This is a genomic window from Streptomyces sp. NPDC001914, from assembly GCF_042891215.1.
Classification (GTDB): Bacteria; Actinomycetota; Actinomycetes; order Streptomycetales; family Streptomycetaceae; genus Streptomyces.
This window is the reverse complement of the sequence record NZ_JBIASW010000012.1, coordinates 176,879-189,742: the sequence shown is the minus strand read 5'-3', so window position 1 is coordinate 189,742 and position 12,864 is coordinate 176,879. Positions and strand designations below refer to the sequence as shown.

General features: G+C 73.1%; 2 protein-coding genes. Both read left to right on the top strand.

What is annotated here, in order from left to right:
- Positions 1–3 precede the first annotated feature (3 nt).
- Positions 4–7,812 carry an amino acid adenylation domain-containing protein gene (locus ACFYYF_RS29955; RefSeq protein ID WP_388780651.1) on the top strand — a complete coding sequence of 2,603 codons (7,809 nt, stop codon included), beginning with the start codon at positions 4–6 and terminating at the stop codon, positions 7,810–7,812.
- Entirely contained in the window at positions 7,809–12,794 is a 4,986-nt protein-coding gene (locus ACFYYF_RS29950) for an amino acid adenylation domain-containing protein (RefSeq protein ID WP_388780650.1), read from the top strand. Before ACFYYF_RS29955 ends, ACFYYF_RS29950 begins: the two co-directional genes overlap by 4 nt.
- The last annotated feature ends 70 nt before the right edge of the window (positions 12,795–12,864 follow it).

The window sequence follows — 12,864 nt, the reverse complement described above, 5'->3', positions numbered from 1 at the left end:
TCGATGATCCCGTTGTCCTTCGCCCAGCGCCGGCTGTGGTTCCTGCACCGCCTGGAAGGGCCGTCCGCGACGTACAACATCCCCTTCGTGCTGCGCCTCGAGGGACCGCTGGACACCGCGGCCCTGGCCGCGGCCGTCGAGGACGTCACCACCCGGCACGAGAGCCTGCGCACCCTGCTCGTCGAGAACGCGGACGGCACCCCCGAGCAGCGCATCCTGCCCCCCGAGCAGGCCCGCCACCCCTTCACCGTCCTCGACGTGAGCGCCGACGCGGCGGACGAGGCGATGCGGCACTTCGTGGGCGAAGGCTTCGAACTCGGCACGGACCTGCCGCTGCGCACCCGCGTCCTGCGCCTGTCGGCCCACGAGCACGTGCTGGTCTTCGTCTTCCACCACGTCGCCGCCGACGGCGCCTCGATGGCCCCGTTCCTGCACGACCTCCTCGACGCCTACGCCGCCCGCTGCGCCGGCCGGGCCCCCGACCGGCAGCCGCTCACCGTGCAGTACAAGGACTACACCCTCTGGCAGCGGCAGATGCTCGGCGACGAGGACGACGCCGACAGCGTCGCCTTCGAACAACTCGACTACTGGCGCGGCGAACTGGCCGGGGTGCCGCAACCGGTGCAGCTTCCCCTGGACCGGCCCCGGCCGACGTCGGCGTCCCACCGCGGCGGCCACGTCGACCTCGAACTGGAACCCGAGGTGGTCGCCGGGATCGGCCGCCTGGCCGCCCAACACGGCGCCACCGCCCCGATGGTCGCCCAGGCCGCGCTCGCGGTCCTGCTGCACCACCTCGGCGCCGGCAACGACCTCACCATCGGCAGCCCCATCGAAGGCCGCCCCGACGAACAGCTCGAGGACCTGATCGGGTTCTTCGCCAACACCTGGGTGCTGCGCGTCGACCTCTCCGGCAACCCGGCCTTCGGCGACCTGCTGGACCAGGTCCGCGACCGGGCGCTCGGCGCCTACGACCACCAGGACGTCCCCTTCGAGCACCTGGTCGAACTCCTCAACCCCGACCGCACCACCGCCTACCAGCCGCTCTTCCAGGTGATGCTGGCCTGGCAGTTCGCCTGGTCCCCGCTCCAGGTGCCCGGCCTGAAGGCCACCCCCCTCCCGCTGGGCACCGACACCGCGAAGTTCGACCTGTTCTTCAACATCGTCCCCGACCCCTCGGGCCGCGCCTACGGACGACTGGAGTACGCCACCGACCTGTTCGACCACGCCACCGCCCAGAGCCTCGTCGACCGCTACGTCCGCGTACTGCGCCAGGTCGTCACCGACCCCGCCACCCGCCTGGGCCGGGTGGACATCCTCACCACGGCCGAACAGCGGCGGCTTGCCGACCTGAACGACACGGCCGCACCCGTCGAGGGCACGACCGTGGTGCAGCAGGTCACCGCCCAGGCGGCCCGCACACCCGAGGCCACCGCGGTCGTCTGCGGCGAGACCGAACTGACCTACCGCGAACTGGAGGAGCGCGCCGGACGGCTGGCCGCCGTGCTGCGCACCCGCGGGGTCGGACCGGACGTCCTGGTCGCCGTGGCCCTGCCCCGCTCCGCGGACCTGGTCGTCGCCCTGCTGGCCGTCCTCAAGGCCGGCGGCGCCTACCTGCCCCTGGACCCCGGCTACCCGGCCGCACGCCTGGACCTGCTGCTCACCACCGCCGATCCGGCCCTGCTGGTGAGCGACCGGACCACCGCCGCCGCCCTGGCCACCGACGGACGGCCCGTCCTGCACCTCGACGGCCTCGACGGCCTCGACGACGGCCCCGGCCCGGACGGGCCCGCCGCCGCACCGCACCGAAGCGGCGTGCGGCCCGACCACCTCGCCTACGTCATGTTCACCTCCGGCTCCACCGGCACCCCCAAGGGCGTCTGCGTCACCCACGCCGCCGTCCTCAACGGCGTACAGGACCTGGCCCGGCGCACCCACGTCACGGCGGACTCCCGGATGCTGGCCGCGACCTCGGTCAACTTCGACGTCTCCGTCTTCGAGATCTTCACCGCGCTGACCTGCGGCGCGAGCGTCGAGATCGTCCGCGACGTCCTCGAACTCACCGAACGCGGCCACTGGTCCGGCAGCACCATCAGCGCCGTGCCCACCGTGTTCTCCGCACTGCTCGACCAGATCGCCGCCGACGGCGCCACCGGCCCCCGGCTCGACGTCGAAACGGTGATCTTCGCCGGTGAGGCGCTCTCCGCGGACATGGTCCACAAGGTGCGCCGCATCCTGCCCGGCACCCGCGTCGTCAACGCTTACGGCCAGACGGAGAGCTTCTACGCCGCCACCTTCACCGTCCCCGGGCAGGACGGCGACACGGGCGCGGTAGCGGTGGGCACCCCGCTGGCCAACATGCGCGCCCACGTCCTCGGCCCCGAACTGGCTCCCGTCCCGCAGGGGGTGACCGGCGAGCTGTACGTCGCGGGCCACCTCGCCCGCGGCTACCACCGCCGGCCGGCCCTGACCGCCGACCGGTTCGTCCCCGACCCCTACGGCCCGCCCGGCACCCGCATGTACCGCACCGGCGACCTGGCCCGCCGGGACACCGAGGGCCGGCTGAGGTACGCCGGACGTGCCGACGACCAGGTCAAGGTCAACGGTATCCGCATCGAGCCCACCGAGATCGAGACCGTCCTGGCCCAGCACCCCGCCGTCGCCCAGGCGGTGGTGACCGTGTGCGCGGACCCCGCCGGCACCCGGCGCCTGGTCGGCTACGTGGCACGCACCGGCGCCACAACCGCGGACGGCGACGCGGACGGCGGCACGGGCATCGACGCCGGTGTGTCGGTGGCCGACCTGCGCCGGTTCGCGGCCAAGCGGCTGCCCGACTACATGGTGCCCGCCCAGCTCGTGCTCCTCGACCGTCTCCCGCTGACCGCGAACGGCAAACTCGACCGGGCCGCGCTGCCCGAGCCGCAGTTCACCGGCACCGCCTACCGCGCCCCGCGCACCCGCGCCGAACGGGTGCTGGCCGAGGTGTACGCCGACGTGCTGGGCGCCGGACAGGTCGGCGTCGACGACGACTTCTTCACCGGCGGCGGCGACAGCATCCGCTCCATCCAGGTCGTGGCCCGCGCCCGGACACGCGGCGTCCAGGTCACCACCCGGGAGATCTTCGAGCACCGCACCGTCGCCCGGCTCGCGGAACTGGTCGAGGACCGGGGCGGGGAAGAACGCGTGACGCTGGCCGAGCTGCCGGGCGGCGGCGTGGGCTGGGCCCCGCTGCCGCCCACCGCGGCCCACGTCCTGGCCCTGGGCGGCCCCATCGGCCGGTTCTGCATGTCCGCGCTGCTGACCCTGCCCGAGGACATCGACCGCACCGGCCTGGCCGCGACCCTGCAGGCAGTCCTCAACCGGCACGACGTGCTGCGCTCCCGCCTGGACCGGGCCGAGAAGGGCCTGCGCATGCGGGAGCCCGGCAGCGTCGAGGCCGCCGCGCTGATCCGCGAAGTCCCCTACGACACCGCCACCGTGCAGGCCGAACTGGACGCGGCCGCCGACCGCCTGGACCCGGACGCGGGCGTGATGGCCCAGTTCGTGCACCTCACCGGCACCACCGGGGCCGACCGGCTGCTGATCGTGCTGCACCACCTGGTCGTCGACGGGGTGTCCTGGCGGATCCTGCTGCCCGACCTGGCCGCCGCCTGGCAGCGGGTCCACGCCGGCCTCGAACCGCTGCCGGCACCCGCGGGCACCTCACTGCGCCGCTGGACCCACGCACTGGCCGAACAGGCCGCCACCGCCGGACGCGTCGGCGAACTGCCGCTGTGGCAGGACGTCCTCGCCGGCGACGAACCCGTGCTCGGCACCCGCCCGCTGGATCCCGCACGCGATGTCACCTCCACCGTGGACACCGTCCGCGTCCAGCTCCCGGCCGACGTCACCGCCGCCCTGCTGAACACCGTGCCCGCCGTCTTCGGCGGCGGCGCCGACGACGGCCTGCTCACCGGCCTCGCCCTGGCCCTGGCCCGCTGGCGCAGCACCCGCGGCACACCCGCCGCCGCCACGCTGGTCCGCCTGGAGGGCCACGGCCGCGAGGACCACCTGGTGCCCGGCGCCGACCTGTCCTCCACCGTCGGCTGGTTCACCGCCATGTACCCGGTCGCCCTCGACCTGGCCGGCATCGACCTGGCCGACGCGTTCGCCGGCGGCCCCGCCGCCGGCCGGGCCGTCAAGGCCGTCAAGGAACAGCTGCGGGCCGTCCCCGACCACGGCATGGGCTACGGCCTGCTGCGCCACCTCAACGCGAGGACCGCACCCAGGCTGGCCCGCCTGCGCCGCCCGCAGATCGGCTTCAACTACCTCGGCAAGGCCTCCGGCGCCGACCTGCCCGAGGAACTGCGCGGCCTTGGCTGGGCACCCGACACCACCCACCGCGACCTGATCGCCGCACCGGACGCGGACATGCCGGTCCTGTCCGCGCTGGAGATCAACGCGGTCGCCACCGACACCGGCGACGGCGACGAACTGAGCGCCTACTTCGGCTTCCCCACCGGCGTCCTGTCCCGCGAGGACGTCACCGAACTGGCCGGCCTGTGGACCAGTGCCCTGACCGCGCTGGCCCGCCACGCCACCACGCCCGGCGCCGGCGGACTCACCCCCAGCGACGCACCCCTGGTCCAGGTGGGCCAGGCGGAGATCGACGCCTGGGAGGCCCGCTTCGGCAAGCTCACCACCATCTGGCCCACCACCCCCGCCCAGTCCGGGATCCTCTTCCAGGCCAAGCTCGCCGGCGCCTCCTTCGACCCGTACCACATCCAGCTCGTCTTCCACCTGTCCGGCACGGTCGACCCGGAACGCATGCGCCGCGCCGGACAGGCACTTCTGGACCGCCACCCCGTCCTGCGCGCCGCGTTCACCGACCGCGCCGACGGCGACCTCGTCCAGGTGATTCCCAGGTCGGTGACCCTGCCCTGGCAGCACCTGGACCTGACCGGACTCGACGAGAGCGAACGCACGGCGAGGTTCGAGGAGTTCCTCGCCGACGACCAGAAGGCCTACTTCGACACCGGCACCCCGCCGCTGCTGCGCCTGGCCCTGGCCGTCCTGGACCCCGACCGGCCCGAACTCGTCCTGACCGCCCACCACGCCCTCTACGACGGCTGGTCCACCCCGCTGCTGATGCAGGACCTGCTGCTGCTGTACGCCGCCGACGGCGAGGTCTCCGCGCTGCCCGCCCCCCGCGACTACGGCGACTTCCTGTCCTGGCTCACCCGCCAGGACCCCGAAGAGGCGGCACGGGCCTGGGCGGCCGAACTCGACGGGATCGACGAGCCGGCCCTGCTCGCCCCCGACTCCGCGGACAGCGACGACGGCGTCCGCGACCAGGTCGAGGTCGCGCTGCCCGCCGAGGAGGCCCACGAACTCGTGCGCCGCGCCTCCGCACTGGGCATCACCGTCAACACCCTGGTGCAGGGCGCCTGGGCACTGCTGCTGGGCCAGCTCACCGGCCGCCAGGACGTGGTGTTCGGCGCGACCGTCTCCGGACGCCCGCCCGCGGTGACGGACGTCGAGTCGATGGTCGGCATGTTCATCAACACCCTGCCCGTCCGTGTCACCCACGCACCCGGCGACCGGGTCGGCGAGGTCCTGGACCGCCTCCAGCGCCGCCAGGCCGCGCTGGCCGAACACCACCACCACGGGCTCGCCGAGATCCAGAAGTCCGCCGGAGTGCGGTCCCTGTTCGACACCCTGGTCGTCTTCGAGTCCTACCCCGTCGACCGCGAGGGACTCAAAGACGCCGGCGACGCCGCCGACGGGATCACCTTCACCGGCCTGCGCCCGTTCGCCGGCAACCACTACACGCTGTGCCTGACGGCCGCCGCCGACCCGCACCTGCAGCTCGTCATCCAGTACGCGCCGGGCGTCTTCGACCGGGCCACCGTCCAGACGTACGCGGCCCGCCTGGTGCGCTTCCTGCGCCGCCTCGCGGCCGACCCCGCGCTGAGGATCGCGCAGCTGGACGCGCTCGAGGACGGCGAACGCGAGCGGATGCTCGCCCCCTTCGACCAGGACGCCGCCCGGGCCCGCCGCACCACGCTCACCGAACTGGTCCGCGCGCAGGTGGCCCGGACCCCCGACAAGACCGCCGTGGTCGCCGCGGGCGAGTCGCTGACGTACGCCGAACTGGACGCCCGCGCCGAGGCGCTGGCGGCCGAACTGGCCCGCCGCGGCGTGGGCCCCGAAAGCGTGGTCGGCGTGGTCCTGCCGCGCACCGTGGACGTGGTCGTGGCACTGCTGGGCGTGCTCAAGGCGGGCGGCGCCTATCTGCCCGTCGACCCCGCCTACGCCGCCGCCCGCCTCCCGCACGTCCTGCCCACCGCCCGGCCCGACCTGGTCCTGACCGACACCGCCACCCGCCCCCTCGTCCCCGCCACCGACATCCCCGTCCTCCTCCTCGACGACACCGACCTGCACACCCCGCCCGCCCCGCAGGCGGCGGCGCGGCCGAAGGCCGGCCCGGACAGCCTCGCCTACGTCATCTACACCTCCGGCTCCACCGGCGTGCCCAAGGGTGTGGGCGTCACCCACACCACCGTCGTCAACGCCGTGGACACCCTGGTCGCCCAGGCCGGCGCCGAGGCCGGACGGCGCGTCCTGGTCGCCGCCTCCTTCGGCTTCGACGTCGCCACCTTCGAGACGTTCGCCGCCCTGACCACCGGCGGCACCGCCGAGATCGTCCGCGACGTGCTGGAACTGGCCGAACGCGACGCCTGGGACGTCGACGTCATCTGCTCGGTGCCCTCGGCCTTCGCCGAGCTCGTCGACCAGCTCGCCGACCGCATCGACCCCACGGCCCTGAACATCTCCGGCGAGGTGCTGACCCCGCACCTCGCCGAACGGGTCCGCGCCCGCTGGCCCAAGGCCCGCGTCATCAACAGCTACGGCCCCAGCGAGACGTTCTACGCCACCGGCTTCCTCCTCGACGCGGACGAGACCTACCCCACGGGTGTGCCCATCGGCCGGCCCTTCCCCGGCGTGCGGGCCTACGTCCTCAGCCCCGGCCTGGGCCTGCTGCCCGCGGGCACCCCCGGCGAGCTGTACCTGGCGGGCGCCGGCCGCGGCTACCACCGCCAGCCGGCCCTGACCGCCGACCGGTTCGTCCCCGACCCCTACGGCCCGGCCGGCTCGCGCATGTACCGCACCGGCGACCTGGCCCGCTTCACCGCCGACGGACAGCTCCAGCACCTGGGCCGCATCGACACCCAGGTCAAGATCCGCGGCTACCGGGTGGAACCCGCCGAGGTCGAGGCCGCGCTGACCACCCATCCGGGCATCGCGCAGGTCGCCGTCGTCACCCAGCAGCCCGGCGACACCACCCCCTACCTGGCCGCCTACCTCGTCCCCGCCGACGGCGCGAGCCTGCCCGGTGCGGCCGCGATCCAGGAACACCTGGCCGACCGGCTGCCCGAGTACATGGTGCCCGCCGTCTACGTGCCGCTGGAGCGGCTGCCGCTGTCACCCAACGGCAAGCTCGACCTCAAGGCCCTGCCCGCACCCGACCTCACCTCCGCCACCCCCTTCCGGGCCCCCACCACCCCGCGCGAGCAGGCACTGGCCCGCCTGTTCGCCGACGTGCTGGGCGTGGAGAAGGTCGGAGCCGACGACGGCTTCTTCGAACTCGGCGGGCACTCCCTGCTCGCCACCCGGCTGATCACCCGGGCCCGCGCCGAGATCGGGATGGAGATACCCATCCGCAAGATCTTCGACCTGCCGACGGTCGCGGCGCTCGCCGCATGGTCGGAGGAATCGGCTGTCCCCCTTCGCCCCGCTCTCCGCAGGATGATCCCAGAGGAGCAGAACTCGTGATTCCGCTTTCGTTTGCACAGCGCCGCATGTGGCTCACGCACCAGCTGGAGGGCGGGGCGGAGACCTACAACATCTCCCCGGCCTTCCGGCTCAGGGGACCGCTGGACCAGGCCGCCCTCGTCGCCGCGATCGGCGACGTGGCCGCCCGGCACGAGACGCTGCGCACCACCTACGTGCTGGACGACAACGACGAGCCCCACCAGAAGATCCTGCCCGCGGCACAGGCCCCCGTCGAGGTGCCCGTCGTCGAGGTGACACCCGACGCCCTGGACGAGGCGGTCGACGCGTTCATCGCGCACCGCTTCGACCTGATGGCCGACATCCCCTTCAAGGCACGCCTGTTCCGCTGCTCGCCCGAGGAACACGTCCTGGTCCTGCTCATCCACCACATCGCCTCCGACGGCGTCTCCGGCGGCCCCCTGGCCCGCGACCTGACCACCGCCTACACCGCACGCCTGGCCGGCCAGGCACCCGTCTACGAGCCGCTGGCCGTCACGTACAAGGACTACGCGCTGTGGCAGCGCGAACTCCTCGGCGACGTCACCGACCCCGGCTCGCTGGCTGCCGCGCAGGCCAACTACTGGCGCAAGGAGCTGACCGGGGTCCCGCAGCCGCTCGGCCTGCCGCTGGACCGCCCCCGGCCCGCCACCCGCGACTCCAAGGGCGACTCCCTCTCCCTCCAGGTACGGCCCGAAGTGGCCGCAGGCCTCCAGCGCCTGGCCGACGAGCGCGGCATGACCATGTCGATGGTCGTGCAGGCCGCGCTCGGCGTGCTGCTGGGCAAGCTCAGCGGCGGCGAGGACGTCACCATCGGCAACCCGATCGCCGGACGCACCGACGAGGGCCTGGCCGACCTGGTCGGCCTGTTCGTCAACACCCAGGTCCTGCGCGTCGACCTCTCCGGCAACCCCTCCTTCGCCGACCTGCTCCCGCAGGTCCGCGACAAGGCACTGGCGGCCTACGAGCACCAGGACGTGCCCTTCGAGACCCTGGTCGAACTGATCAACCCCGAGCGCTCCACCGCCTACCAGCCCCTGTTCCAGGTCATGTTCGCCTGGCAGAGCTTCGAGAAGGCCGACTTCGAACTGCCCGGACTCAAGGTCGAGTTCGAGCAGTACCTCACCAACACCTCGCTGGCCGACCTGTTCTTCTCCCTGGCCTACGACAGCACCGGCGCACTGCGCGGCGACCTCATGTACGCCACCCAGCTCTTCGACCGCGACACCGCGAAGTCCCTCGCCGACCGGTTCGTCCGGGTCCTGGAGCAGGTCGCCGCCGCCCCCACGGCCCCGATCGGCTCCATCGACGTGCTCGGTGCGGACGAACGCGACCGTCTGGTGCGGCAGATCAACGACACCGCCCGTCCGGTCGCCGAGACGACCCTGCCCGACGCGTTCGAGGCACAGGTGCGCCGCACCCCGGACCGGGTCGCGGTGATCGGCGAGCACGAGACGCTCACCTACGCCGAGTTCAACGCCCGCGCCAACCGCCTCGCGCACTGGCTGATCGCACAGGGCGCGGGCCCCGAGCAGCTCGTCGCGGTGAAGATCCCTCGCTCCGTGGACCTGCTCGTCGCCGTGTACGGGGTGGTCAAGGCGGGCGCCGCCTACGTACCGCTGGACACCGAACTGCCCGCCGAACGCGTACGCCACGTCCTGGCGAGCGCGCAGCCGCTGCTGCTCCTCGAGGACACCCTGCCCGACCTGTCGGGACAGCCGGAGACGGACCCCGAGCGCGACCTGTCCCCGGACAACGCCGCCTACGTCATCTTCACCTCCGGCTCCACCGGCGGCCCCAAGGGCGTGCCGGTCGCCCACCGTTCGATCACCAACCGGATCGAATGGGGCCTGGAACACTTCGACGTCACGGTCGAGGACCGGATGCTGATGAGCACCTCGGCGAGCTTCGACGCCTCGGTGCCGGAGATGTTCTCCAACCTCCAGACGGGCGCCAGTGTCGTGGTCGCCAGTGCCGAGGGCCGCCGTGACCCCGCCTACCTCGCCGACCTGATCCAGCGCGAGCAGGTCACCGCCGCGTTCTTCGTGCCCTCGCTGCTCTCCGCGTTCGTCACCGAACCCGCCGCCAGGGAGTGCACCAGCCTGCGCTGGATCGAGGTGGCCGCCGAGGCCTTCCCCGCGGCCCTCGCCAACCGCTTCACCGACCTGCTCCCCGGCTGCTCCGCCAACAACCTCTACGGCCCCACCGAGGCCACCGTCGAGGTCACCGGCTGGCAGCACGTGCCCGGCGCCGACCGCGTCCCGATCGGCACCCCGATCTGGAACAACCAGGTCTACATCCTCGACGCCGCGCTGCGTCCGGTCGCGCCCGGCGTCGCCGGCGAGCTCTACCTCGCCGGGACCTGCCTGGCCCGCGGCTACCTCGGCCAGAGCGGGCTGACCTCGGAGCGGTTCGTGGCCTGCCCCTTCGGCCCGGCCGGCTCGCGCATGTACCGCACCGGCGACCTGGTGAAGTGGAACAAGGACGGCCAGGTCGAATACCTCGGCCGCACCGACTCCCAGGTCAAGGTCCGCGGCTTCCGCATCGAACTCGGCGAGATCGACCACGTCCTGTCCGGACACCCCCTGGTCGCACAGGCCGCCGTCGTGGTCCGCGAGGACCAGAAGGGCGACCAGCGCCTGGTCGCCTATGTCGAACCCGACCCGGACGCCGCCGTCGCCGACACCGCGGCCCAGGTGGAGGAGTGGCGCCAGATCCACGACGACGCCCACGCGGACGCCGCCGAGGAGACCTGGGGCGAGGACTTCCAGCCCTGGAAGAGCCTCTACACGGGCGAACCGGTCGGGCACGAGCAGCTGCGCCAGTGGCAGGACGCGGCCGTCGCCCAGGTGCTGCGGCACGCGCCGCGCCGGATCCTGGAGATCGGCGCCGGCTCCGGCCTGCTGCTGGCCAGGATCGCCGGCCAGGTCGAGGAGTACTGGGGCACCGATGTGGCCGCCGCCGCGATCGACCGGCTGCGCACCCAGGCGGAGGCGGCCGGCCACGGCGACCGGGTCCGCCTCGCCGTCCAGCCCGCCGACGACCTCACCGGCCTGCCCCTAGAACACTTCGACACCGTCGTCCTGGACTCCGTCGTCCAGTACTTCCCGAGCGCCGCCTACCTCGACCAGGTCCTCACCGGCCTGCTCGGCCTGCTGGCGCCCGGCGGCCGGATCATCGTCGGCGACGTCCGCAACGCCGCCACCCAGCGCATCCTGGCGACCGCCGAGCAGCGCGCCCAGCAGCCCTACGCCTCCCACGAGGAGATCCGGGCCGCCGTGGAGCAGGCCCTGCTCGCCGAACGGGAACTGCTGCTCGCCCCCGAGTGGTTCGCCGAATGGGCCGGCCGGAACGGCCTGGGCGCCGACATCCGCCTCAAGGCCGGACCGGCGCACAACGCGCTCACCCGCCACCGCTACGAGGTCGTCCTGCACACCGGGCCGGCCGCCGCCCTCGACCTGAGCGCCGTGCCCGCGATCGCCTGGGGCGGCGAGGTGTCCGACCTCGAGGGACCGGCCGTGCGGGCGCAGCGGACGGGCGGCCCGCTGCGGGTGACCGGGATACCCAACGCGCGCCTGGCGGAGGAGGCCGCCGCGGCCGCCTTCGCCGGAGTCGTCACCGACGACGCCCCCACCGGCAGGCCGCTGGACCCCGAGGACGTCACGGCCCTCGCCCGCCGCCACAACCTGGACGCCGTGCTCACCTGGTCGGGCGAGAGCACCCACAGCTTCGAGGCGGTACTGCTGCCCCGGGGACGGACGGTCACCGGCGCCTTCGTGCCCAGCGCCGTGGCCGGCCGCGTCCGCGCCACCGCACCCGCGCTGGCCGGCGCGATCGGCCCGCTGCTGGAAGAACTGCCCGCCTACCTGGGCGCGCGGTTGCCCGACTACATGGTCCCGGCCGCGATGGTGCCGCTGTCCCGGCTCCCGCTCAACCCGGCCGGCAAGATCGACCGCGGTGCGCTGCCCGCCGAGCACACCACCACCGTCAGCAAGGGCGAGCCGCGCAACTCCCACGAGGAGGAGCTGTGCTCCTTCTTCAGCGAACTGCTCAAACTGGAACGGGTCGGCATCGACGACGACTTCTTCGCGCTCGGCGGGCACTCCCTGCTCGCCACCCGGCTCAGCGCCCGCATCCGCAAGCGGTTCGGCGTCGACATGCCGCTGCGCACGATCATCCAGTACCCCACGGTCGCCGAACTCGCCGCGCTGCTGCTCATCGGCAGCATCCCCGGCGGCCACGAGGACTCCTTCAACGTCGTGCTGCCGCTGAACCGGGACCCGGGCACCGGCAAGGAGCCGGTGTGGTTCTTCCACGGCGGCGGCGGCCTGGGCTGGGCGTTCTTCACCTTCGCCCCCCACGTGCCCGACCGGCCGGCCTACTCCCTGCAGTCCCGCGGCTCCAACGGCAAGGAGGCGATGGCCGATTCGGTGGAGGAGATGGTCGAGGACTACCTGGAGCAGATCCTCGCCGTCCAGCCCGAGGGCCCCTACTACCTGATCGGCTGGTCCTTCGGCGGCCCCATCGCGCACGCCGTCGCCGCGGCGATGGACCGCCGCGGCCTGGAGGTCGGCCTCATCGCCGTCCTGGACTCCCAGCCGGCCAACTCCGCCACCAACAACGGCTTCCGCGAGGTCGCCGGCCGCACCAAGGAGCTCTACCGCGCCGACATCGAGGAAGTGTTCGGCAAGTTCATGAACACCGGCAGCATGGACGCCTTCCTCGACACCATGTCGCAGGTGGGCGCCAACAACCTGCAGAAGATGGGCGTCTTCGAGTCGCCGGTCTACCGCGGCGACGTGCTGTATTTCAACGCCCGGCTGGACAAGGTCGACGGAGTGACCTCCTACGGCCCCGACTGGCGCCCGCACGTCCTTGGCACCATCGAGGAGTACGACGTGGACGCCACCCACCACGACCTGCACATGCCCAGGCCCGCCGCCCAGATCATGCGGGTCATCGCCCGCAGGCTGGCACAGCGGTGAACGGGCCGGACGAACCGGGAACGGGACGAGAGGAGTTGACCGCGGTGACAGGACCGGGCACATCAGCGGG

Bases quoted from the DNA above. Each gene is read 5' to 3' on its own strand.
- ACFYYF_RS29955 (WP_388780651.1), top strand. From the start codon at position 4: ATGATCCCGTTGTCCTTCGCCCAGCGCCGGCTGTGGTTCCTGCACCGC.